At 57.6% G+C, this 26412-nt stretch carries 22 protein-coding genes; 20 read left to right on the top strand and 2 right to left on the bottom strand.

Annotated elements, in window-relative coordinates; translation table 11 throughout:
- Positions 1–210 precede the first annotated feature (210 nt).
- On the bottom strand, positions 211–1944 hold the full coding sequence (locus C1719_RS14335) for an FAD-dependent oxidoreductase (RefSeq protein WP_102375725.1): 1734 nt from the start codon (positions 1942–1944) through the stop codon (positions 211–213).
- Between the two features lie 209 nt (positions 1945–2153).
- On the opposite strand from C1719_RS14335, the gene C1719_RS14330 reads away from it, so the two are divergent.
- From C1719_RS14330 to C1719_RS14320, 3 genes are all read left to right on the top strand, one after another.
- Positions 2154–3749 carry a helix-turn-helix transcriptional regulator gene (locus tag C1719_RS14330; RefSeq protein ID WP_102375724.1) on the top strand — a complete coding sequence of 532 codons (1596 nt, stop codon included), beginning with the start codon at positions 2154–2156 and terminating at the stop codon, positions 3747–3749.
- Positions 3750–4086: 337 nt separating this feature from the next.
- Complete coding sequence (locus C1719_RS14325; RefSeq protein WP_102375723.1) at positions 4087–5148, top strand: NADH:flavin oxidoreductase; 1062 nt, start codon at positions 4087–4089, stop codon at positions 5146–5148.
- A gap of 239 nt (positions 5149–5387) precedes the next feature.
- Positions 5388–6554, top strand: coding sequence for a phosphoglycerate dehydrogenase (locus tag C1719_RS14320; RefSeq protein WP_102375722.1), 1167 nt, complete (start codon positions 5388–5390; stop codon positions 6552–6554).
- An 18-nt stretch (positions 6555–6572) separates the two neighbouring features.
- On the opposite strand, the gene pdxR is transcribed toward C1719_RS14320, so the two are convergent.
- Positions 6573–8015 carry a MocR-like pyridoxine biosynthesis transcription factor PdxR gene (gene pdxR / locus C1719_RS14315; RefSeq protein ID WP_102375721.1) on the bottom strand — a complete coding sequence of 481 codons (1443 nt, stop codon included), beginning with the start codon at positions 8013–8015 and terminating at the stop codon, positions 6573–6575.
- Between the two features lie 145 nt (positions 8016–8160).
- Here pdxR and pdxS point away from each other — a divergent pair, with 145 nt between their 5' ends.
- The 17 genes from pdxS to fdhD all read left to right on the top strand — a co-directional run bounded on the left by pdxS (position 8161) and on the right by fdhD (position 26369).
- Positions 8161–9054 (top strand): pyridoxal 5'-phosphate synthase lyase subunit PdxS, encoded by an 894-nt coding sequence (gene pdxS, locus C1719_RS14310; RefSeq protein WP_102375720.1) that lies wholly within the window; start codon positions 8161–8163, stop codon positions 9052–9054.
- A 9-nt stretch (positions 9055–9063) separates the two neighbouring features.
- The gene (gene pdxT / locus C1719_RS14305) at positions 9064–9693 is read left to right on the top strand and encodes a pyridoxal 5'-phosphate synthase glutaminase subunit PdxT (RefSeq protein WP_102375719.1); all 630 of its coding nucleotides are present in this window, start codon (positions 9064–9066) and stop codon (positions 9691–9693) included.
- Positions 9694–10413: 720 nt separating this feature from the next.
- On the top strand, positions 10414–10959 hold the full coding sequence (locus tag C1719_RS16365; protein ID WP_102375718.1) for a 4Fe-4S dicluster domain-containing protein: 546 nt from the start codon (positions 10414–10416) through the stop codon (positions 10957–10959).
- Positions 10960–10973: 14 nt separating this feature from the next.
- Entirely contained in the window at positions 10974–13160 is a 2187-nt protein-coding gene (gene fdhF / locus C1719_RS14295; RefSeq protein ID WP_102375717.1) for a formate dehydrogenase subunit alpha, read from the top strand.
- 29 nt (positions 13161–13189) lie between these two features.
- Positions 13190–13786, top strand: a complete 597-nt coding sequence (locus C1719_RS14290) for a 4Fe-4S dicluster domain-containing protein (RefSeq protein WP_102375716.1) — start codon at positions 13190–13192, stop codon at positions 13784–13786.
- On the top strand, positions 13777–15804 hold the full coding sequence (hyfB, locus tag C1719_RS14285) for a hydrogenase 4 subunit B (RefSeq protein ID WP_102375715.1): 2028 nt from the start codon (positions 13777–13779) through the stop codon (positions 15802–15804). The genes C1719_RS14290 and hyfB overlap by 10 nt, the downstream gene beginning before the upstream one ends.
- An 11-nt stretch (positions 15805–15815) precedes the next feature.
- A complete protein-coding gene (locus tag C1719_RS14280) occupies positions 15816–16745 on the top strand; it encodes a respiratory chain complex I subunit 1 family protein (RefSeq protein WP_102375714.1) in 930 nt (309 codons plus the stop codon).
- Positions 16746–16763: 18 nt separating this feature from the next.
- Positions 16764–18221 carry a hydrogenase 4 subunit D gene (locus C1719_RS14275; RefSeq protein WP_219717873.1) on the top strand — a complete coding sequence of 486 codons (1458 nt, stop codon included), beginning with the start codon at positions 16764–16766 and terminating at the stop codon, positions 18219–18221.
- A 12-nt stretch (positions 18222–18233) separates the two neighbouring features.
- Positions 18234–18887, top strand: a complete 654-nt coding sequence (gene hyfE, locus C1719_RS14270; RefSeq protein ID WP_102375712.1) for a hydrogenase 4 membrane subunit — start codon at positions 18234–18236, stop codon at positions 18885–18887.
- Positions 18888–18890: 3 nt separating this feature from the next.
- Positions 18891–20459, top strand: a complete 1569-nt coding sequence (locus C1719_RS14265; protein ID WP_102375711.1) for a hydrogenase 4 subunit F — start codon at positions 18891–18893, stop codon at positions 20457–20459.
- A 94-nt stretch (positions 20460–20553) separates the two neighbouring features.
- Positions 20554–22206, top strand: a complete 1653-nt coding sequence (locus tag C1719_RS14260) for a hydrogenase large subunit (RefSeq protein WP_281255984.1) — start codon at positions 20554–20556, stop codon at positions 22204–22206.
- Between the two features lie 10 nt (positions 22207–22216).
- Positions 22217–22738, top strand: coding sequence for a formate hydrogenlyase complex iron-sulfur subunit (locus tag C1719_RS14255; RefSeq protein WP_102375709.1), 522 nt, complete (start codon positions 22217–22219; stop codon positions 22736–22738).
- Positions 22739–22740: 2 nt separating this feature from the next.
- The gene (locus C1719_RS14250; protein ID WP_102375708.1) at positions 22741–23523 is read left to right on the top strand and encodes an NADH-quinone oxidoreductase subunit B family protein; all 783 of its coding nucleotides are present in this window, start codon (positions 22741–22743) and stop codon (positions 23521–23523) included.
- Position 23524: 1 nt separating this feature from the next.
- Positions 23525–23956: a formate hydrogenlyase maturation protein HycH gene (gene hycH, locus C1719_RS14245; RefSeq protein WP_102375707.1), complete on the top strand. Its 432-nt coding sequence runs from the start codon at positions 23525–23527 to the stop codon at positions 23954–23956.
- Positions 23949–24422, top strand: coding sequence for a hydrogenase maturation peptidase HycI (gene hycI, locus C1719_RS14240; protein WP_102375706.1), 474 nt, complete (start codon positions 23949–23951; stop codon positions 24420–24422). Before hycH ends, hycI begins: the two co-directional genes overlap by 8 nt.
- A gap of 23 nt (positions 24423–24445) precedes the next feature.
- Entirely contained in the window at positions 24446–25615 is a 1170-nt protein-coding gene (locus tag C1719_RS14235; protein ID WP_102375705.1) for an iron-containing alcohol dehydrogenase, read from the top strand.
- A 10-nt stretch (positions 25616–25625) separates the two neighbouring features.
- Positions 25626–26369: a formate dehydrogenase accessory sulfurtransferase FdhD gene (gene fdhD, locus C1719_RS14230; protein ID WP_180963636.1), complete on the top strand. Its 744-nt coding sequence runs from the start codon at positions 25626–25628 to the stop codon at positions 26367–26369.
- Positions 26370–26412 lie beyond the last annotated feature (43 nt).

Raw genomic sequence — 26412 nt, 5'->3', positions numbered from 1 at the left:
GGGCAGCTTCTTCTCCGACGACTACCCGATTACCATATGGGGCGTGGGCCCCGGCCGTGCCTGCACGGGCGGTCGTCGAGCCGGGCAGTTCGCTGCCGAGCGGGCCGGGGGAGCGTAGCGTGCTCCCGCAATGCTTCGAACGCAACGGACCCGCCGAGGAATGGCGGGCCCGTTCAGGGGGGATGTGAGGAAAGAGGCTGTTGGGCTAGCCTACGCTTGGCCTCCAAGCACTTTGCCGACGGTATAGCCCATGAGGCAGTTGCGGGTGTGGGAGAGGCAGTTCAGGTTGTGCGGGTAGGTGTTGTAGAACATGCCGCCCGAGGTGAGGCCGATGGCGAAGAGGCCGTCGATCGGCTGGCGTTCCTTGTCGAGCACGCGGCACTCGGTATCGACGAGCAGGCCGCCTGCGGTGCACAGGCCGTCGGCGTGCTCTTTGGTGGCGTAGAACGGCGGCGTGTCGATGGTCATCATCATCTCGCCGGGGAAATTGAAATCCTCGTCCTTGCCCGCGGCGGCCATTTCGTTCCAGCGGTTGATCGATGCGACGAAGTCGTCAACGGGCACCTCCATCAGTTCGGCAAGCTCTTCGAGCGTGTCGGCTTTCAGTGCGTTTTCGCTTGTGGCTGCGGCTACCCAGACTTCTTTGGGGCCGTAGCACGAAGAGCTTGGCGTCCAGATCTTATCGATCTTGTTGGCGATGTCCCCATCGACGATGTAGTAATCGTAGGTTCCGGGCTGCGCCTGGATGGCGAGCGCAAGGTGACCGTAAGGCTCGTATTCGGGCGTAAAGCGCTTGCCGAGCTTGTTGACGCGCAGATACGGCATGAGCTGCTCGGGGTCGAGCATGATCGCCTGCGGGAACTCGTCTTCGGCGGCGCCGACGGCAAGGCCCATCTGGTGGCCGTCGCCCGTGTTTCCGAAAGCGCCGGTGAGCCAGGCGCCCGGCACGCCGCGCGGACGGCAGCGTTCCTTGAGCATCTGCTGGTTGAATTCGTAGCCGCCGGTTGCGAGCACGACGCCTTTGGCGCAATTGTACTGTTCGAATCCTTCATCGCTTTTCACGATGACGCCGGTCACCTTGCCCGCGTCATCGGTAACGAGTTGGCATGCGGGGCAGCTGTAACGGATCTCGACGCCAGCCTCTTGCAGAATGCCTGCGAGGATGCCCGCAAGATCGCCAGGGGCATAGGGAAGGTTGAACGAAGTGTTCCACGAGCGGGAGAGCGACGTAGTATCCCATTGGTCGCGAAAATCGGGGAAATCGCCCGCCGCGAACGTCAACGGATAATCATCGAGGTTCTGGTTGTCGAAATGGCTGATGTACCAGTCAACGGCTTCTCCGTTCGTTTCGAGCCAATGGCGGTACAGCTCCATTTCGCCCTGGAACGCGCAGTCGACCATGGCATCGCCCATCCAGGCATCGAGGTCGTAGGTCATGCCCCAGTGCTCGTTGAGCTTCGAGTTCGTGCCGCCGATGGTGGCCGAGTTGTAGTTGCCGACCGTCTGCTTTTCGACGGCGACGGTTTTGAGCCCTTGTTCGGCGCACGAGAGCGCTGCGGCGTCGCCCGCGGGTCCGAGCCCGCATACGACAACGTCAACGTCGTGCGTGGCCACGATGTCGCTTTCGGAAATGGGCTCGGCGACAAAGGCGATCTTGCCTTCGCCCGCAGCTCCAACCTCTACTTCTTCGACGACGGGCCAAACGGCTTTCGAGGGGTCGGTCGTCTGCATGGCTCCAGCGGTTTGCGTTCCCGAGCCGTTTGCGGTCGAGCCTGCTTCCGCACCTGCCGTGCTTGCCGATCCGCTCGGCGAGCATCCGACGATACCCGCCATGGCGGCAAGGCCGGCTGTTGCCGCTGCGCCTGTCAGAAACGAGCGGCGGCTGAGACCGCTTTTCGCCTCTTCTGCTTCGGATGCGTTTCTGGTTTCGGTGATTTGTTTCATCGTTTCCCTCCAGGATGTCGATGGTCTTGCGCTCGATTCACGTTCGAGCATGGCTGCAGTGTGGCCGCAGGACGGAAAAAGCGCATCTGACGAAACGGTAGATATTTGTTAATTGCCTGATCAAAGCCTTATATTTGCGAGACTTGTTTCCTTGCTCGGTTTTTGCGGTATGATTGCCGAACATTTCGAGTTGGGGTAAGGAGGCGGCGATGGGCCAATCGCTTTCGGAAGCGAAGCAAGCGAAAAGGGCTGAGGCGGCATCGGGTTGCGAGCCTCGCAGCGTTCAGCGCCGCCGGTCTTTCGTCGTCGTCATCGGTTCGGCATTTCTCTGGTCGTGGGGATTCCTCTGCTTCTTGAGCCCCGTTATGTTTCCGCCCGATGCAGCGCTCGACGCGAGCATCGGAATCGAGATAGGATTTTTCGTTTCGCAGGCATCGGTTGTTGCGTTCGCCCTCTGCGTGATGGCTCTGTCGCGCCGCCGCCGCTTGGTAGTTCGCCGTTCGGCGTTCTTCGTTGCCGCGGTTGCCATTTCCCTTTCGGCGGTGGGCATCGCGTGGGCGGTTCGTGCGAACGCGATGGGGGTCGTTATTGCCTGTGGCATTGTCGACGGGGTATGCGTGACGCTGCTCGGAGTTGCCTGGGGTGCGCGGTACTCGTTGGGTCCGAAGCGCATACGGCCTCTGGTTGTGCTTTCGTTTCTCGTCGCCTATTTGCTTTACTTGGTCGTTTCTCATCTTCCCGGCCCCGTGCCGATCGCGTGCGTGTGCCTTTTGCCTGTGGCTTCATGGGCGCTGTGGCGAAACGATGCCACGATACGGCACGAGGTTGCATCGGAGGTGTTTCCCGTTCGGGCATCTGATAAAGGGCCCGGTTCGCTCGGCGAGCTCGCGGCGGGTTCGTGGGAGGCCTCCGTGCTTCCTTGGAGATCCCTTTCCGTGTTGCTCATTGCAACGTTTATCGGCAATCTGATAACGTCGGTTCTGCTTGGCCGGGGATACGCGGGCGTCGACAGCCTGTTTTTCGGGGGCATCGTCGTGTGCGCGTGCATTGCAACCATGGCGCTCGTCCCCCTGACTTCGGGCCGCACAACGCTTTCGGTCGGCAGCGTGTACCGCATTACGGTAACGTTCACCGCCATCGGGCTTGTTGCCATCATGGTGTTCGGCGTTGCGGGCGTTGCGGTGGGTGGGGCGCTGGTGCAGGGTTCGGCGTTTTTCCTGCAGGTGCTCGTGTTTCTCGTGGTTACGCAAAGCACGCAGGAAAGCGGCCTGTCGCCGTTGCTTTCGTTCAGCATCGGGCAGGCGGTGATCTCAGGCGTGGTGTTTCTCGGAAACGTGCTGGGAAAGCAGATTGGCGATCTGTTCGGATCGGGAGCGTTCGTGCTCGACGTTTTGTGCGGGGCCAGTGTGCTCGTGTTGTTTTTCATGCTGGTGGCGCGAGCGAGCGCGTATTCGGATGGGGAAATGTCGCAACGGGGTGCGTTGGCCGATAACGAGGTGGAGACCCGCGTTTCGCCGCAGGGGGAAGCGGCCTCTCGGGTTGAGGCGGCTTTGCAGCCTGCGACATCAGAGGAGCTCATGGTTGGGAAGATCGCCTCGTTCGCCGAAGCGCATGGGCTAACGCATCGCGAAACCGAGGTGTTCGGATACCTCGCCCGCGGCCGAAGCTTGCCCTATATTGCCGGCGAGTTGTTCGTGACGACGGGGACCGTCAAAACCCACACGACCCATATTTACCAAAAACTCGGCGTTAATTCGAAGCAGGATCTGCTCGACATGTTCGACTCATGGGGAAGTCAGGCGTAAGGGCTGCGCCAATCCTGGTTTGGCGGTGGGGGCGAGCCCCGGGTGCACACTTTTCCTCGTTGTGTTGCGCTCGACGTCGCACTGCAGTGATTTTGGGAATATCGTATGTATATTGACCTGGGAAAACGTCGCTGATTAGCAAGCGGCGGCGCGGCTGTGGGGGTCGAGCGGTCCTTAAACGCAACACATCGTTGATTTTTGTGCAGTTCGGCCGTTTCTTCTTGCACGTGGCGAGGGATTGTATCGACTGGACTTGCGCGATTGCGGATACAGCGACCAGGGGCGGCTCGTTCCACCCACTTGCGCTATCATGGGGTTATCGAGTGATCGGAGACCTATGAGTGCATTGTTTGAAGAGCTGGCAATCAACGGGATGCGTGCGAAGAACCGTTTCGTACGAGCGGCTACCTACGAGGGCCTTGCGACTGACGATGGGCATCTTACTTCCGAGCTCATGGCGATTCACGAGGAGCTCGCAGAGGGCGGCGTCGGCACGATCATCGCAGGCTACGCATACGTAACGGCCGACGAGCAGCCTAACCCCAACATGCTCGGAATCTACGATGACTCGTTTATCTCCGAATATCGCGAGCTGGTCGATATCGTGCACGAGAGCGGCGCTGCATTCGTTTCGCAGATCGTGTACGGCGGCTCGGCGAGCAGGCTCGATCCGCCGAGCAAGCGCATTTTGGGACCCTCTGCCATCGCGAACCCGAAGACGGGAATCGTGCCCGCCGAAGCGACTAAGCGCGACATCGAGATGCTGGTTTCGGCGTTCGCCGCTGCAGCCGGGCGTGCGAGGGCGGCGGGTTTCGACGGCGTCGAGCTACATGCGGCGCACGGCTACCTGTTGAGCCAGTTTCTGAATCCGCTCCTCAATAAGCGTGTCGACGAGTACGGCGGTTCGGTTGAAAATCGCGCACGCATCATTACGGAGTCCGTGACCGCGATTCGCAACGAGGTTGGAGCTGACTATCCGCTGTTGGTGAAGCTGAACAGCTCCGATGGCGTCGAGGGCGGGCTGACCGAGCGGGATAGCATCGAGGCGGCGCGCCTGCTTGCCGAAAGCGGAGTCGATGCGATCGAAGTGAGCGGCGCATGGCGGGCATGCGAGCCGAAGGTTTATCGCGACAAACCGTATTTTGCCGATTACGCCAAGCAGCTTGTGCGCGAGGTCGGCGTTCCCGTGGTGCTCACCGGCGGCAACCGTAGCATTGACGTCATGGAGCACCTTGCTGCCGAGGACGGCATAGCGGCGTTTGGCCTGTGCCGCCCCCTTATCTGCGAGCCCGATCTCGTAAACCGCTGGCGCGACGATCCTTCGTATCAGGCTCGGTGCACGTCCTGCAACCAGTGCAGCTCGACGGCGGGCCATCGCTGCATTCTGCCTTCGCGCTAGAAAAGGACCTGCATTCACAGAGGGCTCGCATTCGGCGCGACTCTTCTCTTCGCGCTTGGCTTTCATGGCAAAGAAACGGCAAACGCCCGACGTTAGCCCAGCAAAATGCCCGTTGCTGCATACGGCATGCCTGATCATGAGTTTTTGGGGTATGATACGCACGTTAACGGGATGCCGAGGTCGTGCGCTTCGCGGAATCGAGGATGCGCGTCCGCCATTTTTTGCGCGAAGGAGAATCCATGCAGTACATCCATTGCTTGAACAACATTTCGAAGTACGGAACCGATCTGCTGCCCGATACCTACGAACTCACCGAAGAGTTCGACAAGTCGACGGGCGTGTTGGTCCGAAGCGCCGCGATGCACGACATGGAATTCCCTGAGAGCCTTCTGGCCATCGCCCGCGCAGGCGCTGGTGTGAACAACATTCCGCTCGACCGCTGCGCCGAAGAGGGCATCGTGGTCTTCAACACTCCCGGCGCCAACGCCAACGCCGTAAAGGAGATTGTGATCTGCGGCCTTCTGCTCGGCAGCCGCGGCATCGTCGAGGGCATCGAGTGGTGCCGCGAAAACGCCGACGACGAGAACATCGCCAAAGCAGCGGAAAAAGCCAAGAAAGCGTTCGCGGGCCGCGAGATACTCGGCAAGAAGCTCGGCGTCATCGGCCTCGGTGCGATTGGCGCGCAGGTTGCCAATACGGCAATCGATTTGGGCATGGATGTGTACGGCTACGATCCCTATGTTTCGGTGGGCGCTGCCTGGCGCATGTCGAGCGAGGTGCATCACGTGACCAATCTCGACGATATCTTCCGCGAGTGCGACTACATCACCATCCATGTTCCGGCCATGGAAGGGACCATCGGAATGGTGGATGCGCATGCCTGCGAACTCATGAAGGACGGCGCGGTGTTCTTAAACTTCTCGCGCGATACGCTCGTCGATAATGCGGCTATGGCCGCAGCGCTCGAGTCGGGCAAGGTGCACGCCTACATCACCGATTTTGCGGTGCCGGAGGTTATGAGGATGAACGGTGCCATCGTGCTGCCTCATCTTGGCGCTTCGACGGCCGAGGCCGAGGACAACTGCGCGATCATGGCCGTGCGCGAGCTTGTCAACTACATCGAGAACGGCAACATCGTGAATTCCGTCAACTATCCCGCTTGCGATATGGGCGCCTGCCCCGCAGGAGGCCATCGCGTTGCGGTTATGCATAAGAACGTTCCTAACACGGTGAGCCAGATCACCAATGCGTTCGGCGAAGAGGGCGTCAACATCGAAAACCTGACGAACAAGTCTCGCGGTGATTTCGCCTACACGCTGCTTGATATCGATCAGGAAGCCCCCGAGGCGGCAATCGCAAAGCTCAACAGCATTGACGATATTCGCCGCGTTCGCGTGGTATGCTAATCGGCAAACCTACCAATGTTACCCATCTGCAGCCTGTGCGATCGCCCGGGCTGCAGATTCGATGCTCTCGCGGGCAATGCCCGTGTAGCTTATGACGAATTTTCGGGGAAGAGTGGTTCCGGGAGGCAGATTCGGCAGGTTTTCCGCATCTTGATAGAACGACGAGAGCGGTGCGAGAGCTACCCCTCGTGCTTGGGCGGCTCGCGCAATCTCCTGCTCGCTTGCAGCCGATTTGATCCCTAAGATGAAGTGGAGCCCCGAATCTTCGGCCTCGATGCTCATGCGATCGGCAAGGGAGGTCGCTTTGAAGGCGGCGATGAGATCGTTGCGCACCGAGCGGTAGTGGGTGCGCATGCGGTTCACGTGCCGTTCGTAATCGCCGTTTTCGATGAATCGCGCAAGCGCCAACTGATCGATTGCGCTGACCGTGCAGGAGTAGAATCCGAGCTCTTGCTCGAAGCGGGTGGCAAGGTGTTCTGGCAGGACCATGTATCCGATGCGGAAGGCCGGCCCGAGGCTTTTCGTGAAGGTGTTCGTGTAGATAACGCGCTCGCTTGCATCGATGGTCTGCAGCGCGGGAATCGGCCTGCCTGCAAGGCGAAACTCGCAATCGTAATCGTCTTCGATGACGAATCGGCCATTTTCTTCCGATGCCCAGCCGAGAAGCTCGTAGCGACGGCTGATCGCGGTGACGAGGCCGGTGGGGTATTGGTGCGAGGGCATGATGTGGAGCACATCGGCTCCGCAACGTCTGAGCTTTTCGACTTCGATGCCGCCCTCGTCCATCGGCACATGGGAAAGCGCCACGTTGTTCGCGCGGTAGATTTGGGTAAGGCGCGCATAGCCAGGGTCCTCGACGGCGTAGCGCATGGTTCTGCCCAACAGCTGTACGATCAGGTTGTAGAGGGTTTGGGCCCCCGAGCCGACGACGATCTGGTCGGGGGCGACCTGCATGCCCCTGAAACCGCTCAGGTGGTTGGCGAGCGCGCGGCGCAATCGGAGCGACCCGGCTGCCGAGGTTTCGCAGAGCAGCGTTCGCTCCGACTCTTCCGCAAGTGCTTCGCGTACGGTTTTCGCCCATGTGCCGTAAGGGAAAAGGCCCGTTGCCACGGAGCTTCCGGTGAAGTCGGCAACAAGGGGGCTCGACGCAGATTCCTCGGCTTGCGCGTGTGCTTTCTGCTGCCGCGCTGCCCGGGAGCTTGGCGTTGCTGCGTTCTTGACGAGGGGGTTTGCGAAATACCCTTTCCGCTCGATAGCGTATACATAGCCTTCGGCTGCAAGCTGGGTGTAAGCTCCTTCGACGGTGATCAGGCTCACGCCCAGATGGCGCGCGAGGGATCGCTTCGAGGGAAGCTTCTCGTGGGCGGCGATGGTGCCCGTTTCTATGTCGTTTCGAATGCACTTGTAAAGGTATTCGTACAGGCTGTCCGTTCCTCGGTGTTCGAGCGCGTAGGTGAGCAAAGCCGTTCCTTCTTGTTTGGCGTTATTGTCGTCTGGTTATAATCTGACCATATTCAAAAAACCATTTTTGATAATACCACTAAGGTCATATACGCGATAGCCTTGCTCGTAGTCGAGAACGGATTCGAGGGAAAGGCGGCTGGTCATGCAGGAGGAATCGAAGAACGGCGAAGATAGAAGCGAGCTCAACCGTGCGCTTGCCCAGATGCTCAAGGGAGGCGTGATCATGGATGTGACGACGCCCGAACAGGCGCGCATCGCCGAGGAGGCGGGTGCCTGCGCGGTTATGGCGCTCGAACGCATACCAGCTGATATTCGGGCTGCGGGCGGCGTTTCGCGCATGAGCGATCCTTCGATGATCAAGGGCATCCAAGCCGCCGTGAGCATTCCCGTTATGGCAAAATGCCGCATCGGCCATTTCGTGGAAGCGCAGATACTGCAGGCGATCGAGATAGATTACATCGACGAGAGCGAAGTGCTTTCACCTGCCGACGATACCTACCATATCGATAAGACCGCCTTCGCCGTCCCTTTCGTGTGCGGTGCGCGCGACCTCGGCGAAGCCTTGCGCCGCATAGCGGAGGGCGCCTCGATGATTCGTACCAAGGGCGAGCCCGGCACTGGCGATGTCGTGCAGGCGGTGCGTCACATGCGTATGATGAACGCCCAGATCGGCAAAGTGGCATCGCTTCGCGAAGATGAATTGTTCGAGGAGGCGAAACAGCTGCAGGTGCCCTGCGACCTGGTTCGCTTCGTGCACGAGAACGGAAAGCTTCCCGTGGTGAATTTCGCAGCAGGCGGTGTTGCCACGCCTGCAGATGCGGCGCTTATGATGCAGCTTGGCGCTGAGGGCGTGTTCGTGGGGTCGGGCATCTTCAAGTCGGGCGATCCTGCCAAGCGCGCCCAGGCAATCGTGAAGGCCGTCGCGAACTACGGCGATGCCGAGATGATCGTATCGCTGTCCGAAAATCTCGGCGCGGCTATGGTGGGCATCAACGAGCAGGAGATCGATCTGCTGATGGCCGAGCGCGGGAAATAGGATGCCGTGATGCAGATAGCGCATGCAAGCGGCAAAGCGCTGCCTGGGGATGGGCAAACAGTCGGCGTTCTTGCCGTGCAAGGGGCATTCGTCGAACACGAACGCCGTCTCGCGCAGTTGGGTTGCGCGTGCATCGAATTGAGGAAGGCAGCCGATCTCGAAAAGCCGTTCGACCGCCTGATCTTGCCTGGGGGAGAGAGCACGGTGCAGATCAAGCTGTTGCATGAACTGGGGATGTGCGGGCCGCTTCGCGAACGCATCAAAGGCGGCATGCCGGTGCTCGGAACCTGTGCGGGGCTCATTCTGCTTGCCGATCGGGCTGAAGGTGCAGCGGATGGCGGGCGAAGCGGGCTCGCCACGATGCCCGTAACGGTTCGACGCAACGCCTATGGCAGGCAGCTGGGGAGTTTCCATGCGAACGCCGCCTTTGCGGGGGAGGAAAACGTGCCCATGACGTTCATTCGAGCGCCGTTTGTTACCGAGGTGGGCAAGGAGGTTGAGGTGCTCGCCCGGGTTGGCGGCGACATAGTGGCTGTTCGGTACAGAAATCAGCTCGGGGTGGCGTTCCATCCTGAGCTCGATGATGACGATCGGGTTCTGAAATTATTTCTTGCCGATGGGGCCCTGCTACATGAATAAAGGCCGCCATCTGCGATGTCGAGGCTGTAGATGCGCGCGTTCCGGTAAGCCTGGCGGTGCTTCTTTCCGAAAAGCTGCGGTAGAGTTTTGATTCATGCCAATTTTTCCTGCATGCAAAAGGGATGTGTTTATGCTGAATGCATGGAAACCATCGTTTGTTCGTACGGCCAAGGCCGCAAAGACCTTGGCCGGCGGTGTGAAGTAGCGTACGAGGCCCAAGTGAAACCCGGCGTACGTTCAATCGTCGGGTAGAGAAAAAGCAACATCTTGTCGGCGCCCGCGGCTTCGTTTAAGGAATACGAAGCCGCGGGCGTGTTTTTGCGTGGTCGCACAGTCATCTTTTTTCAAAAACTTCTATTACTCGCATGAAAGCTGCGCCCAGTCTATGCCGAATCAGGCATTTTGCATGTAAATCTAATAAAAACGTAAAACAAATGTGATACACAAAAAATGGCCTAGAATCTTTGGGAGCAGTGCGTTTGGTTTTGCTCCAGAAGGCATTTCCAAAAAGATACAACCTGATAAAGAATCAATAACCTGCAAAAACGCAGCAACCTCACAATGCCGTCGAATGTTGATGCCCTTTCTTGACAAACCTGCCTGGAGGCTGATTAGATGTGAAAATCTACTCGGGGGTTCATGAATATTCTGTGCAGAGGGTCTATTCGAAAGTGGGCTTGCCTTTGAGCAAGACACCAGAAGCGAGAAGGGGGTACGCTTATGGCAGCGAGAAGCTTTGTCTTTGCGGATCCACGTAAGTGCATCGGCTGCAAAACGTGCATGGTGGCGTGCATTCGGTCTCATGAGGGAAGCGAGATGACGGGACCTCGTCTTCGGCTTGTTACTACGATAAAGGTATCCGCGCCGATTGGCTGCCACCATTGTCTAGACGCGCCCTGCGTGAAGTCTTGCCCGACGGGATGCTTGCATTCAGACGGCTCGCGTGTCGCCATTCGCGAAGAGCGCTGCATCGGCTGTCAGAACTGCGTTCTTGCCTGTCCGTTCGGAGCTATCTCCATTGGATCCAGGCCGAAGCTCGAGTCGTTCGGGGGGCTTGCGTTTAATTCGGGGCAGACCCCGGTTGTTGTCAAATGCGATCTTTGCGCTGGACGCAGCGCGGGACCGGCTTGCGTAGAGGCATGCCCGACCGATGGCCTGTTTCTTGCCGACGATAAGTTCTTTGCGGCAGAGGAGGCGGCTAAGCGCGACAGAGCCGCAAAATCCGTTGAATCATTCATGGAATCGTTTTCGGATGTAACACTATAGTGAGGGGTTGCCTTATGGAAAAGCACATGACTGTATGTCCGTACTGCGGTGCCGGATGCAAAATGAATCTTGTTGTCGAAAATGGTTTGATCGTAGATGCCGAGCCCCTGCACGGAGTGACCAACGAGGGGAATCTGTGCTTGAAGGGATTGAGCGGCTACGATTTCGTGAACGATACGAAAATACTGACGCCGCGCTTGCTCCATCCTATGATCAGGCGCCGTAAAGGGGCAGAACTCGAACGCGTAACCTGGGACGAAGCACTCGATTTTACTGCGCAGCGTTTGTCGGAGATCAAGGAGAAATACGGACCCGATTCGATCATGCTCACCGGATCATCCCGCGGGCCGGGCAACGAAGCCAATTTCGTCATGCAGAAGTTCACAAGGGCGTGCATAGGCACCAACAACATCGACAACTGTGCGAGAACGTGCCATGCCCCTTCCGTCATCGGTCTGATGGATACGATTGGAAGCGGTGCCATGAGCGTAAGCATTCCAGGATTCGAAGAAGCTTCCTGCATCATGTTGTTTGGATACAATCCTGCCGCCAGTCACCCTATCGTAGCGCGGAGAATCGTCAAGGCGAAGGAAAAGGGAGCCCGCGTCATCGTTTGCGATCCGCGCGTTATCGAAACGGCCCGCATCGCCGATATCCACATTCAAATGAAGAATGGTTCCAATCTCGCGCTTTTGAACGCGATGGCGTTCACGATTATCGAGGAAGGGCTGTCCGATAGGGCGTTCATCGATGCCCATACAAGCGGGTATGAAGCCTGGCTCGAGGTAATCCAGCAGTATCCGCCCGAGGCAGTGGAGGATGTCGTTGGCGTGAAGGCCGAAATAATTCGTGAAGCTGCAAGGATGTACGCCACTGCGGAGTCGTCGATTATCGGTTGGGGCATGGGCGTCACCCAACAGCGGCAAGGCGTGCACACAGTCCACGCCATAGCTTCTCTTGCCTGCATTGCGGGCAAGATAGGCAAGCCTCATTGCGGCGTGGCTCCCGTGCGCGGCCAGAACAACGTGCAGGGCAGCTGCGATATGGGAATGCTTCCGAACTTGTATCCCGGCTACCAGAAGGTGGAAGACGCGAAGGTGCGGGCGAAGTTCGCAAAGGCATGGGGTCTTCCTGCTGAGAAGCTGTCCAACAAAGAGGGATTCAAGCTTACCGATCTTCCCCATGGCGTGCGGGACGGCAGCATCAAGGCGTTTTACAACTTCGGAGAAGATCCGCTGCAGACCGAACCGGATTCCGCCGATATGGAAAAGACGCTGAAGAATCTTGAATTCTTTATCAGTCAAGATATTTTCATGACTCAGACGACGGCGCTTGCCGACGTCGTGCTGCCCGCCACTTCATGGGGCGAGCACGAAGGGGTTTTCACTGCCTCGGATCGATCGTTCCAGCGCTTTACGGCCGCCGTGCCGCCTAAGGGAGAATGCAAGCATGATTGGGAGATATTCCAAGAGATTTCGACGCGGATGGGCTATCCGATGCGCTATCGGAATACGAAGGAGATTTGGGATGAGGTTCGGGAGCTCTGCCCCCAGTTCTACGGGGCAACCTACGAGCGGATGGAGGGCCTCGGATATGCGCAGTGGCCGATTCCCGATATCGAGGGAGAAGGTACGCCGGACCTGTATCTCGACGGCAGCTTCAACACCTTCGACGGGCGTGCGTTGCTGCTCTCTCACCATTGGAGCGCTCCGACGGAAGAGCCAGATGAGGGATATCCCCTCGTGCTCTGCACAGTGCGCGAGGTGGGACATTATTCGTGCAGGTCGATGACTGGCAACTGCAAGGCTTTGGCGCAGCTTGCCGATGAGCCGGGCTACGTACATATCAATCCGATCGACGCACGCAAGCGCGACATTCGAGATGAAGAACTCGTTTGGGTGTATTCGAGACGGGGCAAGGTTATCACGCGAGCCGCGCTCGATGAGCGTGTCAATCCTGGAGCCGTATACATGACCTATCAATGGTGGGTCGGGAAATGCAACGATCTCACGATGCATGTTACCGATCCTCTGTCGGGTACGCCTGAAGACAAATACAGCTCGTGTGACGTCGCTTCCATCGGTGATCAGGTTTGGGCTGAGCAGCATATGGAAACGCTATACAGCGAATTGAAGGCCCGTCTTGCTGCCGAGGCGGCGCGCCAAGACGGACCCACGCTCAAGTACGGCGAGCGGCAATAGTCACTTGACGACGTGCTTGGAGGACGGATGTGAATCGCTATATAGTCATAAACCCCGATGCGTGCATTGGTTGCAAGACGTGCGAGGCAGCCTGCATTGCGGCTCATGAGAAAGCGGGTCTCCAAAGTGCTGCCCGGTTGACGGTTGTCGAAACGAAGGGTGTGTCCGCCGTTTCTCTCTGTCGTCAGTGCGCAAGCGCCCCCTGCCTTGCCATATGTCCAACTGGCGTTATTACACGCGAAAACGGCATTGTCCGCGTGGATGAGCAGCGGTGCGTCGGATGCAAAATGTGCTCGATTGCCTGTCCGTACGGGGCGGTGATTCCGTCGGGCACTTCGGTTGCGGGTGTTGCGGGCGTGTGTTTCAGAACACCGAGATATCCAGGCTCGGCAAGTCCTTTGCTCAAGTGGGAGGCAGGCGTTGCTGCCTGCGCGGTGAAATGCGATCTGTGTGCAGGTGCGTCGGAAAGCCCTCGCTGCGTCGATGCGTGTCCGACAGGTGCGCTTGTTCTGATCGGCCAAGAAACCCTTGATGCCGATTTGCGCGAAAGAAGGCTCCGCGCGGCAGAGGAAATGGAGGCTGTATCGGTTGAAAGCTCGAAGGTTTGGAGGTCGCAATGGGTCTGACATTGTTGGTGGGCGCAGGCGGCATATCAGTTGTGGGCGCTTTGGTTTCCCTTCTGCTGTATCGTCAGGAAAGCGCAGTCAAGTTTCTTTCGTGTAGCTGCGGCGTCGTATCCTCGGTCCTGGCCCTCGGGTTCGGCTTAATATCGATGTTAGGGCCAACGCAGGTGCTGAGGGCCGTAAGCCCCTTCGGGTTTGCGGACTTCTCGATTTCCTGCAACCCTCTTTCCGGCTTGCTGATTGCGGTGATTTCGGTGCTGGCGATAGCCGCGTGGATATACGGGTTTTCGTATTTCGACGAGTATCGGGGTCGCGGTATCGGCAAAATCGGGTTTTATATGAACCTGTTCGTGATATCCATGATTTTCGTAGTAGCAGTCGACAATGCATTCTGGTTCCTGGTTTTTTTCGAGCTCATGTCGCTAACATCGTATTTCCTCGTTGTATTCGATCGTTCCGAACAGGCGCAACGGGGCGGATTCGTGTATTTCGTCATGGCTCATATCGGTTTTCTCATGATCATGGTGGCGTTTCTTATGATGGCGAACGCTGCAGGAGGAAGCTTCGAGTTCTCCGACTTCCGGCAGGTTGCGATGGCGCCTGCGGCAGCCTCGATCGTTTTCATGCTCGCGTTTCTCGGCTTCGGCATCAAAGCTGGCATGGTTCCCTTTCATTCGTGGCTTCCCCTGGCGCATCCCGAGGCTCCGTCGAACGTGTCGGCGCTTATGTCGGGCGGTATGGTGAAAATCGGCATCTTCGGTATTGTGAAAGTTTGCTTTGACTTGTTGGGGGCTTCGGGTTGCCAGCTTTGGTGGGGCTTCGTCGTCATGATGCTCGGCGTTGTATCGGCGGTGTTCGGCATCGCGTATGCGGTGGCAGAACGGGATATCAAAAGAACGCTTGCGTACTGCACGGTTGAAAACATCGGAATCGTTCTGATCGGCGTTGGGGTGGCAATCTTCGGTATGGCTCTTGAACAGCCGATAGTCGCGACTTTGGGACTTTTGGGCGGATTGTACCATCTCGTCAATCACGCAATGTTCAAAGGTGCGCTTTTCCTTGGCGCGGGTTCGGCTATTTTCCGGGTTCATACCCGATCGCTTGATGCGATGGGGGGTCTTGCCAGGAGAATGCCCTGGACGGCTGCGGTATTCCTCATCGCTTCGGTCGCCATCTGCGCGATACCTCCGTTGAACGGGTTCGCTTCAGAATGGATCACCTACCAGTCGCTGCTCGACGTCTCTCTTGGAGCTGCTCCCCTTATAAAGACGGCGGCGGTTCTAGCGGCGGCTTCGCTTGCGATTTCGGGAGCTTTGGCCATCGTATGCTTCGTTAAAGCGTACGGAGTTGCTTTCTCGGGTGCGCCGCGATCCGAAAAAGCGCGGGAAGCCCGTGAGGTGCCTGTTGCTATGGTGGTGGGAAGCGTGCTGCTGGCAGCGATATGCATCTGCCTCGGCGTGGGCGCGGCATGGATCGCGCCTGCGATCGGTCGAATCGCGGCTTCTGTTCTCGGCATGGCGGCCTCGACCGCCCCGGTGGCCTTGGGTTCGGAACTGGTGAACCCGCTTGCGGGAACAGGGGTGTCTTTTATCCTGATCGCCGTGCTGCTGATCGTTCTCGCATTGCTGCTCGTAGGGCTGCGTGCTGTCGTGCGGCGCAGGGCGGGCGCCGGTCTGCGAAAGGAGCCGTGGGACTGTGGCTATCTTCCCGAACGGGAGATGCTCGCTGCCTCAACGAGCTTTTCCTCTGCAGCGGGCATGTTCTTTGCAGCGTTGTACCGGGCTCGGGATCTGGTTTCTGCGCAAAAGGTGAAAGTCGAGTTCTTGTACGAAAGGCTGGTGGGGGGAATCGGAAAAGCCGAGCCGCTCTCCGATCGGTATTTGGTCGATGGGGTGATCGGAATCGTCAGCAAGCTAAGCCAAGCGACTCGGAAAGTCGAAGGAGGCGATTATCGCGTCTACGTCTCCTACGTCGTTGTCGCGCTCGTCTTCTTCCTGATACTGACCGTTGCGATCGGATAAGCGAGGGAGCCATGAATGAGATAGTGCTAGCGATTCTGCAACCTGTAGCCCTTCTGCTTGCCGCACCGCTTTTTTCGGGCGTCAGCAGAGTTCTTCGGGCGAAGATGCATACGCGGAAGGGTCCGAGCATCTTCCAAGACTACTATGACATACTGAAGCTGTTCAAAAGGGAGGATGTTCGCACGATCGATTCCGGTGCGCCGTTCAGGATCATGCCGGTGCTCTACCTGGCAACGGTCTTGCTGCTTGCCATGGGGATACCTATGGTTACTCGATTCTGTCCGATACCGGCGCTCGGCGATTTCATCGTGGTCGTGTACATGCTCGCGTTGCCCCGGTTCTTTTTTGCGCTGTCTTCGATCGATAGCTCGGGATCGTATCCCGGTGTCGGCGGTGTTAGGGAACTGCTTGCCAGCGCGCTTATCGAGCCGTCGATGATCATCGCACTGTTCGCTGTCGCGATTGCGACGGGGTGTTCGAACATCGGCGATATGGGAGGCGCTCTTTCGTCTCTCTCGTTCACTTCGCCCATCGCAATGGTCGTTGCGGCGTTCGCCTTCTGCGTAGCATGCTATATGGAGCTTGGAAAGCTTCCCTACGATGTTGCCGAAGCCGAGCAGGAGCTTCAGGAAGGCCCCTTGGCCGAATACTCCGGGCCTTCGTTGGCCTTTCTCAAACTGGGGATGTCGCTTAAGCAGATCATCGTGATCAGTATGCTCCTTGCCATCTTCTTCCCATTCGGAAGCGCTGTCGATATGACTCCTGCTTCACTGGCTTTAGGGCTGCTGGTGTTCTTCGTGAAAATGTCGGTCGTATTCACCGTGTGCGCTCTCATTGAGAATACGGTCGTACGCGTGCGGTTCAAATTGCTATCCCAGCATACGTGGATGGTGGTGGGATGCTCTGTCTTGTCGCTTGCGTTCCTCGTTATGGGCATATAGGTGGAAGGAGTGATGAGCATGCTGTCAGGGATCGAGGTTGCGTTCTTTCCGCTCTTGGCTATATTGGTGCCCTTCGCGGGGATGCTGCTGATTCTTGCGCTGCCGCGTGGTGCGGCTCGCTGGATCTGCGCCGTCGCTGCGGGCGTCTCGCTTCTTGCGTGCTTGGCTGCCGCGGGGCTTTTTGCGCAGGGGGGCATGCAGGGAAGCACGCTTCCGTGCCTGTGGTTCGGTTCGGTGGTCGTGTTCGGCTTTACCGTCGATGCCATGAGCACGCTGCTCGCTGCGGCGTTCGTGGGCATCGGGTTTTTGGTGACCGTGTACTCGTTCGCTTACCTGAATAAGGGAAATCGCGAACACCCTGACGAGCACAAGAAGCGGTTCTACGCGGTGTTCATCGCTTTCATCGGTGCGATGGCCGGCTTGGTTTTCAGTTCCACGATACTCGGACAGCTCGTCTTCTTCGAGATTACCGGTGCATGTTCGTGGTCTCTCATCGGCTATTACAACAACGCCACGTCGAGAAAATCAGCGATGAAAGCGCTCATCATCACGCACATAGCATCGCTCGGGCTCTATTGCGGCGCCGCCGTTTTGTTCTTGGAGACCGGTTCCTTTGAGCTTCAGGCGATCGCTCAGCTTGGAGAAGGCGCAAAAGCGTTCGTCCTTATCGCGATTCTCGTCGCGGCATGGGGCAAGTCGGCTCAGTTGCCGTTTTACATGTGGCTTCCGTCGGCTATGGAGGCGCCCACCCCCGTTTCGGCGTATCTCCATGGTGCATCGATGGTGAAGGTTGGCGTGTACATTTTCGCTCGGGCGCTCTTGTGTGCGGGGTCCGTACCGATCGAGGTCGGCTGGGTTGTCGTTGTGGGAGCAATCGTGACCATGGTGTTCAGTTTCCTTATGTACTTGCCGCAGAAGGACGTCAAACGTCTGCTGGCGTATTCGACGATCGCGCAGCTTTCGTATATGTTTCTTGGTTTCGGCTTTGCGATCTTCGGGTCGCAGCTGGCCATGCAGGGCGGTATTGCCCATATTTTCAACCATGCGTTTGCCAAGACCCTGTTCTTCCTCGTCGCAGGCGCCCTGAGCTACACGATGGGCACGCGGCTTCTTACGAAGTTCCAGGGTCTTTCGTCAAAGATGCCGCTTTTGGCGATCGCGTTCGCGTTTGGCGCTTTGGCGATTGGCGGACTTCCTCCGTTCGGCCCGTTTTTCAGCAAGTTCATGATATTGGCCGGTGGGTTTGAGGTCTCGTCGCAAAGCGTGTTGTTGTTGGTGATCGTGATCGTCGCGATCATCGAGTCCCTCTGCTCGTTCGCATGGTTTTTGAAGTGGATGGGTTCGGTAGTTTCGGGCGCGCCGTCTGAAACGGTCGAAGACGCCCATCCGCTTCCGAAGCCTATGGCGGTTGTGTTTGTCGTGCTCATGGTTATGACGGTCTGCTCTGGGTTCATTGCAGTGACTTGGTTGAGTTAGGGTGATGGTGTCATGTCTGCATTTGCTTGGGTAAACGCCCTCGGCGGTCTGCTTATCGTCACGTCGACGATGGTGGTTCTTGCCCGATCGGTTAGAAAGTCGGCGATTCTTTACGCGCTGCAATCGCTTGTTCTCGTACTGCTTCTCGTCTCGCTTGCATTTGCGACGGATTCAGAAGTTCTGTTCATGTGGTCTGCATCGGCTTTCATCACCAAGGTCGTGCTCGTTCCGAGCATGTTGCTGTTTCTGCAGAGGAAGCTCGGTGCCGATTCGCAAGATCTCGGTGAGCGCCTCTCCCCGTTCAAGAGCATCACACTGATCGCCTTAGAGGTGCTGATCTGTTTCGCGGCGATACAGGGCATCGATCTCTACACTGCTGCAGAGGTGAAGCCCGCGCTCGCCATTTCGCTTGCCCACTTCTTCATCGGTCTTACATGCATCGTCTCGCAGCGCAACATTGTGAAGCAGATATTCGGATACTGTCTGATGGAAAACGGCTCGCATGTAACATTGGCTCTTCTTGCTCCACAGGCGCCGGAGCTTGTGGAAATCGGCATTGCCACTGATGCCATCTTCGCCGTCCTCATCATGGTTCTCATGGTTTTGAGGATATACAAGATCGCGAAGACGCTCGACGCTCGTGATCTTATGGAATTGAGGGGGTAGAACATGGATATTTCAAGTCTGCTGCTCGTTGCGATGGCGACGCCGCTTGTCGCCTGTTTGCTGATAGCGGTTCTTCCCATAAGGCTGCCCCGGATCGCGTTCGAAGCGGTGCACATCGTATCGATCGGGATAACGTTTCTGTCGAGCCTGTTCGTTGTCGCCTTCGTGTTCGGGGGCGGCGGCTCGGTGGAGGTTATCGATGTCTGGTTTCAAGTCGATGCGCTGAGCGCCGTCTTCCTTGGACTGGTGAGCACGGTTGCCCTGTTGACGGGCGTTTGCTCGGTATCCTATATCCGTTTCGATGCCAGGGAGGGGCGCTTTGATGCCTCGCAAACCAAGCGGTTCTATGCTTTCTTCAGCTTGTTTTTGTTTACCATGCAGTTGGTTGTCACATCGAACAACGTGATCATGATGTGGGTGGCTATCGAGGCGACGACGCTTTCGACCGTATTTTTGGTGGGTTCGTACAATACGAAGATCTCGCTCGAGGCCGCATGGAAGTATCTTATCGTTTGCACGGCTGGTGTTGCGTTCGGCCTGTACGGCACCTTGCTCGTGTATGCGAATGCGGCAGACATCATGGCCGACCCGCATCAAGCGGTATTCTGGACATCCCTCGTTCCATATGCTGCCCAATTCGACTCGGCACTCATCAGGATAGCGTTCGTGTTTGCAGCGATCGGGTTCGGCACGAAAGCGGGGCTGTTTCCCATGCATACCTGGATGCCAGATGCCTACTCGCAGGCGCCGAGTCCGCTATCGGGGCTGATGTCCGGTGCCCTTGCTAAGTGCGCAATGCTGGTTCTCATTAGGTTTTACGTTCTAGCGGTGCAAGCGGTCGGACCCGAATTCCCCCAGACCGTCATGCTCATATTGGGAGCTGCTTCGATACTGTTCAGCGCATTTGCCGTTTTTTCGCAAAATGACCTCAAGCGCAAGTTGGCTTACAGCTCGTGCGAAAACATCGGCATCGTCGCGCTTTGCTTAGGGTTCGGTGGCCCGCTCGGCATTGCCGCCGCACTTCTTCACTGCATATTCCACGGTCTTGCGAAGGCTCTCATGTTCTGCCTCTCGGGCAACGTGATCATGAAATTCAAAACCAGCAATCTTGAAAAGATCATCGGCGTGGTGCAGGTTGCCCCTGTTACGGCGGTTTTGCTGGGTGCAGGTCTTTTTGCCCTTTCGGGGTTCCCCCCGTTCGCGCTGTTTCTCAGCGAGGTGCTTACGGTGCTGTCTGGCATCTACGCGGGTTACCTTTGGCTTGTCATCCCGATTTGCTTGGCGCTGACGGTTGTGATTGCGGCCTTCAGTCTCGTGTTTCTTCGGTCGGTGCTGGGCAAAGCTCCTGATTCCGCCAAAAAGAAAGACGTGGGCGCTACGATGCTCGTTCCCGAGATGGTGCTCATGGCTTTGCTGTTATGGTTCGGCGTGGCTTTGCCGGCTCCGGTTATAAGCGGGGTGGGATCGGCGACGGCGATAGTCATGCAGGAAGATGCGTCGCACCTGTACGAGATACCGCTTTTCGGCGACGTGCTGCATACGGCCGATAAGACAATGTTTCCAAGCGAATAGGGAGGTTCTTGTGACCAAACGAAGTGGAAATAGGGAAAAACGCCGTGGTTCGACGCACGTCGAAGCAATCCGGAGGCAGTTCCATGGGGCACTCATGGGCGAGACGTGGCAATCCGACGAACAGGTAACCATGACGGTTAGGGCGGATTCGGTGCCCGATGTCGTGCGATTCCTTTATTATCGAAGAGGTGGGTGGATTTCGGTTGTGGTCGGCAACGATGAGCGTCCGATCAACGGCAACTTCGCCCTGTACTACGTGCTCTCTATGGAGGAATCCGATCCTTGCATATGCGTGGTCCGCAGCGAGGTGTCTCCCGAGGAGGGAACGTTTCCGTCGGTTGCTGCCCGAGTTCCAGCGTGCGTCTGGGGGGAACGCGAAATTCGCGACATGTTCGGGCTGACGCCCATTGGCATTCCCGATGGGCGCAGGCTTGTTCTTCCCGACGACTGGCCCGAGGGACTCTATCCGCTGCGCAAGGACTCCATGGATTACCGTCATCGTCCCGAACTTGCCGCCGATCTTGAGAATTACGAGTTTCTGAACAGAGCTGAACCGGGAACAACTACGGTTATTCCCATGGGGCCTCTGCATATCACTTCCGACGAGCCCGGCCATTTCAGGTTGTTTGTCGAAGGGGAGTACATCGTCGATGCCGACTACCGGATGTTCTACGTTCATCGCGGTATGGAAAAAGTCGCCGAGGCGCGTATGACTTACGATACGGTTCCTTTTCTTGCCGATCGCATCTGCGGTATCTGCGGTTGCGCCCATTCGGTCGCATATGCCCAATCGGTTGAGAATTCGCAGGAGATACTGGTTCCCGAACGCGCTCAGGTGATCCGCTCTATTCTGCTTGAGGTCGAAAGGTTGCATTCGCATCTGCTCAATCTGGGGCTCGTATGCCACTTCTGCGGCTTCGATACGGGGTTCATGCACTTCTTCCGAGTAAGGGAAAAAGCGATGAACCTTGCAGAAATGCTTACGGGTGCGCGAAAGACCTACGGGATCAACCTGATCGGCGGTGTAAGAAGGGACATCCTTTCCGATCAGAGCATGAAAACGATTTGGATGCTCGGTGAGCTTCGGCAGGAAACCGATCATCTGGTAGAAGCGTTGCTGTCGACAGCGAATTTCGAAAGCCGCACGGCGGGCATCGGCATCTTGGATCCCGAGGTCGCGCGCGACTACAGCCCGGTAGGTCCGACAATCAGGGGAAGCGGCTTTTCCCGCGACACGCGCTTCGATCACCCGTTTGCCGGATACCGGTATACGGATAAGAAGGCTTGCGTGCACGACGGATGCGATGTAAAGAGTCGGACGCTCGTGAGGGTAGAGGAATTCTTCGACAGTCTCGATATGATTCAGGCATGGCTCGAGAATACGCCGACGGGTCCGATTTTGAACGAATCGTGGAAGTACGAGCCGCATCGGTTTGCGGTGGGCTTCACCGAAGCGCCCCGCGGCGAAGATCTTCACTGGTCCATGACGGGCAACAACCAAAAATGCTATCGTTGGCGGGCGAAAGCCTCAACGTACAGCAATTGGCCGGTGCTTCGCTCCATGCTGCGCGGGAACACGATCGCGGATGCCGCCGTTATCGTGGGGAGCATAGATCCGTGCTACTCGTGTACCGATCGGGTGACCGTCGTCGACATCGGCAAGAAGTCGGAAACGGTGATAACGAAGCAGGAGCTCGAGGACTATTGTCGCGATCGCACCCGATCCCCTCTGATGGGCCGTTGGTAAGGAGCCGGCGATGCTGAAAACACTGAAAGGCATTCTGAAGACAGGCGATGCGACCGTCAAATACCCTTTTGCGCCCATTGAGCAGGCTCCGGATGTTCGCGGCAAACCCGAGCATGATGCGTTGCGTTGCGTTGCTTGCGCGGCATGCGCTACGGCGTGTCCGCCGAATGCGATTCAAATGGAATTGAACAGCGGAGCGGGTACTGTTACGTGGACGATCAATTACGGCAGGTGCATTTTCTGCGGTCGGTGCGAAGAGGTCTGCCCGGTTGATGCGATCAGGCTCGGGACGGAATTCGAGCTGGCGGTCATGCTCAAGGCGGATTTAGTGGATTCGTGCACGTATCGGCTTCAGGAATGCTCATGCTGTGGCGAGTACTTTGCGCCGCGCAAAGAAGTCGAGTACGTAGCAAGCGTGCTCGACAAGATGGGGGGCGTCGGTGCTTCGGGCGATTCTGTCGGCCTTTGTTTGGCATGCAAGCAAAGAAATGATGCTCTCGCATACGAAAACCGCGCAAGGGGAAGGAGGTAGTTATGGTTGAACGAGGTATACCGACTCAGCTGCAGGCGCAGCTCGAGCCGAAGAAGCTGAGCGAAGAAATTACGAAGGCAAAGGCGACGTTGCTGAAGAACATCAAGCGATCCGTGTACGTCTATCGGGTAGATTGCGGCGGCTGCAATGCCTGCGAGATCGAGATATTCTCTTCGATCACTCCGGTGTTCGATGTGGAGCGCTTCGGAATCAAGGTGGTTCCCACACCGCGCCACGCCGACGTCCTTGTGTATACCGGGGCGGTGACGAGGGCTATGAGGCTTCCGGCCATACGCGCCTACGAGGCTGCCCCCGATCCCAAGATCATCGTCTCGTACGGAGCCTGCGGATGCACGGGCGGCATATTCCACGACAATTACTGCGTCTGGGGTGGAACCGACAAGCTGTTTCCCGTGGATGTCTACATTCCGGGCTGTCCGCCCACGCCGGCTCAGACGGTGTATGGTTTCGCCATGGCGCTCGGCATGCTCGACCAAAAGCAGCATGCGGTACACGAGGTCGAAGCCGAAGGAGAATACGTGCCCTTGAAATACGAGGACATTCCGCATGGCCTGCGGGTTCAGCTTGAGCGCGAAGCACGTCGTCTATCGGGGTACCGACAGGGCGGCGATATGTGCGATTTGTTCCTCGAGGTGCTTCAAAACGGCGAAGTCGATGCTTTGAGGGAGGTCGATCTGCTTATTGCGGCGCAGAAGGATTCCCGAAAGAAGGAGGTTCTGACCAGCCTCAAAGATTTGCTCGTGTCGAGAACCGTTGGGAGCTGATATGGGCGGCCGGGTTGTCATGTACCAGTTGACGGCAAAGCTGGTCGACAGCGAAATCGATATTCCGCCGGATGCCCAGGACATTATGTACTACACGTTATCGGTAGGACATCATACGGGCGTTATGGACTGCTTTTCCGCAAAGCTGTCCTGCCCGATCGAGACGTTCGAATCGGTGCTTGAAAACATAGCAGACGATCGGGCTCGTTCGAAGCTCGGCGGCATATTGCGATTCGGCGAGATACAGATTGACAAGAGCCATCTGCCCGTGCTCAAACCAGCTATCAAGCGTACGTTGCGCGAGCTTTTTACGAGGAAGGACACGAATCCCTATTCGGCCGAACTGGTTTGGATGAGCGATTTCATTCAGCTGCTCGATGCGACCGAGAAGGAGACGGCTATGTACCTTATGGGCAGGAGGATCGATGACTGATAAGGTGCTTCTGACGGTGGGGAGCGTATTGCGGGGAGATGATGCTGCGGGACCGATGCTTGCGAAGCTGATGTCGGAGCACCCCGAAGCAGGATGGGCGGTCGTTGACGGGGGGCAGACGCCCGAAGACGAACTGCAGGCAATCAGGCGCATAGCGCCTAAAACCGTCGTTGTGGTCGATGCTGCCCATATGGGCTTGGACACAGGGGCGATTCGCCGGCTGAAGGCGGAGGACGTCGCGCGGAGCTTCCTCATTACCACCCACGCTCTTCCCCTGACGTTCCTTCTCGGTCAGTTGGGTGAATTGGCCGAAGTGGTGATATTTCTGGGTATCCAACCAGCCGACACGACGTTCTTCAATCCTCTGACGCCTGCGGTGAAGGAATCGGTTGAAGAGCTATGCGGACGGCTTGTCAGCGGAGCCGATTTGATGGAGTACCCGGCGTTCGAAAAGACCAAGCAGTAGCTGAATCAGAGAAAGGAACGGCTATGAAAATCGATGCCCAAATGCCAACGAGAATTATTTTCGGAGCAGGTCGGTTAGACGAGCTGGCGTCGCTCGATCTTCCGGGGTCGCATGCGCTTATCTGCACGGGTAAAAGTGCGCGACCCGAGCGGAAGGAATTGCTTGCACGCGTGATTAAGCTGCTCGATGGCGCAGAGATCGATGCGACCGCATATGAGGGGATGACGCCGAATCCGACCGACGAAGAGGTTCGGGAAGCATGTGAGCTTGCAAAGGAAGCCGGGTGTGATTTCGTCATAGGTTTGGGAGGGGGCAGCAGCATCGACGGTGCCAAGGCCGTTGCCATGATGATGAGACAAGGCGGAAGACTGTGGGATTACGCCTATACGGGTACGGGTGGAAGAAAAGAAATAACCTGCGCGGCGCCCGTGGTCGCCATCTCCACGACGGCGGGAACCGGTACCGAAACCGATCCGTACAGTGTTATCACGAAGGTGGAAACGGGCGAAAAGCTTGATTTTGCCGCCGATGCGCTGTGCCCCGTTCTATCGATCATCGACCCAGAACTCATGGTGTCGCTGCCCAAGGACCAAACCATCTATCAGGGAGTCGATGCGCTGTTCCATGCGGCGGAATGCGCGATCACCAACAGGGGGGAGAATAGGCTGGTGGACGTGTTTGCGCAGGAGTCGATTTCCAACGTGCTCGCTTGGCTCCCGGTCGTCGTCGAGGATCCGGGCAATATCGAAGGCCGGGCGATGATCGCCTACGCTGCGGATATCTGCAGCGGTTATACGCAGACGCTTATCAATACCACTTCACACCACATTATCGCCCAGACGATCGGCGGCATGTTTCCTTCGGTTGCCCACGGGGCAAGCTTGATCATGATTGCCGAGGAATACTACAGACGCATAGCCGAGTTCGTGCCTGACGAACTCGATCGAGTCGGGGCGTATCTTGGCGTCGATCCTTGCGGCGGCCGTCGCGGGCAGTCGTTCGCTGATGGCTTGGGGAGTCTGTTCGACTGCCTTGGCGTGCGCGGGATCGCTATGAGTGAATACGGCATAACGCGGGAGGATCTGCCCGTCATAGCCGATGCAGCGGTCAATCGCACCGGTATTGCCGATGTCGATTTGTATACGCTTACCGAAGATGATGTTCTCGGCATTCTGCAAAGATCGTACCGATAGCGAACCTTGCATGGAAAGCAATAGCTACAGCAAGCCGTACAGCGCCTGGTATGTTGCGGAAGCCAATTGGGTGCCGGTCACCGAAGTCGTTGCCGTCGAGGAATCCGTCGGTATCTACTACGACGGCCAGCTTATCGAGGAAGCGTCGTGTACTCCCGAAGATCTGAAGGACCTTGCAATCGGGTATCTGTACACTTCGGGAACGATCGAGTGCCTCGATGATGTCTCCTGCGTCGAAGACGGTATCGGCGAAGCAGGTTTGGAGGTGAGGGTCTTGTCTTCAAACCAGAGGCGGATCGCTGAAAGCCCCCGCCTGCCTTTGCGTGCAGACGCGACTGCCGGCGAATTCAGGGTATCGCCAGAAGCCGTTCATCGGGCAAGTGCCGCTCTCCTCGGCGCCCAGCGCATGCATCGCGGTACAGGCGCCACCCATGCTGCTGCGTTCGCCGACCTCGCCGGCGGCTATCGCTGTATTCGGGAGGATATCGGTAGGCATAACGCCGTTGATAAGCTCATCGGCGCCTTGCTGGGCAGTTCGACCGCTCCAGCGAGCGGGTTCGTCCATCTTTCAAGCAGGTGCGCTTTGGATCTTGTAAAGAAGTGCGCCGTATTCGGCATACGGCTCATTTCGACAGTGTCGGCTCCGACATCGGCGGTTATCGAATTCGCCGATAGGCAGGGGATTGCTCTCTGCGCCTTTTCCCGAAATGGGCATTTCACCGTTTATACCCATCCGGAGAATCTTTCAAGATAGCCGATCCCTCGCACTCGACGTCCGGGGGGGGGGTCCGCTCGCT

It is taken from the genome of Raoultibacter massiliensis (assembly GCF_900199545.1).
GTDB classification, from domain to species: Bacteria; Actinomycetota; Coriobacteriia; order Coriobacteriales; family Eggerthellaceae; genus Raoultibacter; species Raoultibacter massiliensis.
The sequence above is the reverse complement of the archived record's forward strand: the minus strand, read 5'-3'. Positions and strand labels throughout refer to the sequence as shown.

Bases quoted from the DNA above. Each gene is read 5' to 3' on its own strand.
- C1719_RS14335 (WP_102375725.1), bottom strand. From the start codon at position 1,944: ATGAAACAAATCACCGAAACCAGAAACGCATCCGAAGCAGAAGAGGCG.
- C1719_RS14330 (WP_102375724.1), top strand. From the start codon at position 2,154: ATGGGCCAATCGCTTTCGGAAGCGAAGCAAGCGAAAAGGGCTGAGGCG.
- C1719_RS14325 (WP_102375723.1), top strand. From the start codon at position 4,087: ATGAGTGCATTGTTTGAAGAGCTGGCAATCAACGGGATGCGTGCGAAG.
- C1719_RS14320 (WP_102375722.1), top strand. From the start codon at position 5,388: ATGCAGTACATCCATTGCTTGAACAACATTTCGAAGTACGGAACCGAT.
- pdxS (WP_102375720.1), top strand. From the start codon at position 8,161: ATGCAGGAGGAATCGAAGAACGGCGAAGATAGAAGCGAGCTCAACCGT.
- pdxT (WP_102375719.1), top strand. From the start codon at position 9,064: ATGCAGATAGCGCATGCAAGCGGCAAAGCGCTGCCTGGGGATGGGCAA.
- C1719_RS16365 (WP_102375718.1), top strand. From the start codon at position 10,414: ATGGCAGCGAGAAGCTTTGTCTTTGCGGATCCACGTAAGTGCATCGGC.
- fdhF (WP_102375717.1), top strand. From the start codon at position 10,974: ATGGAAAAGCACATGACTGTATGTCCGTACTGCGGTGCCGGATGCAAA.
- hyfB (WP_102375715.1), top strand. From the start codon at position 13,777: ATGGGTCTGACATTGTTGGTGGGCGCAGGCGGCATATCAGTTGTGGGC.
- C1719_RS14280 (WP_102375714.1), top strand. From the start codon at position 15,816: ATGAATGAGATAGTGCTAGCGATTCTGCAACCTGTAGCCCTTCTGCTT.
- C1719_RS14275 (WP_219717873.1), top strand. From the start codon at position 16,764: ATGCTGTCAGGGATCGAGGTTGCGTTCTTTCCGCTCTTGGCTATATTG.
- hyfE (WP_102375712.1), top strand. From the start codon at position 18,234: ATGTCTGCATTTGCTTGGGTAAACGCCCTCGGCGGTCTGCTTATCGTC.
- C1719_RS14265 (WP_102375711.1), top strand. From the start codon at position 18,891: ATGGATATTTCAAGTCTGCTGCTCGTTGCGATGGCGACGCCGCTTGTC.
- C1719_RS14260 (WP_281255984.1), top strand. From the start codon at position 20,554: ATGGGCGAGACGTGGCAATCCGACGAACAGGTAACCATGACGGTTAGG.
- C1719_RS14255 (WP_102375709.1), top strand. From the start codon at position 22,217: ATGCTGAAAACACTGAAAGGCATTCTGAAGACAGGCGATGCGACCGTC.
- C1719_RS14250 (WP_102375708.1), top strand. From the start codon at position 22,741: ATGGTTGAACGAGGTATACCGACTCAGCTGCAGGCGCAGCTCGAGCCG.
- hycH (WP_102375707.1), top strand. From the start codon at position 23,525: ATGGGCGGCCGGGTTGTCATGTACCAGTTGACGGCAAAGCTGGTCGAC.
- hycI (WP_102375706.1), top strand. From the start codon at position 23,949: ATGACTGATAAGGTGCTTCTGACGGTGGGGAGCGTATTGCGGGGAGAT.
- C1719_RS14235 (WP_102375705.1), top strand. From the start codon at position 24,446: ATGAAAATCGATGCCCAAATGCCAACGAGAATTATTTTCGGAGCAGGT.
- fdhD (WP_180963636.1), top strand. From the start codon at position 25,626: ATGGAAAGCAATAGCTACAGCAAGCCGTACAGCGCCTGGTATGTTGCG.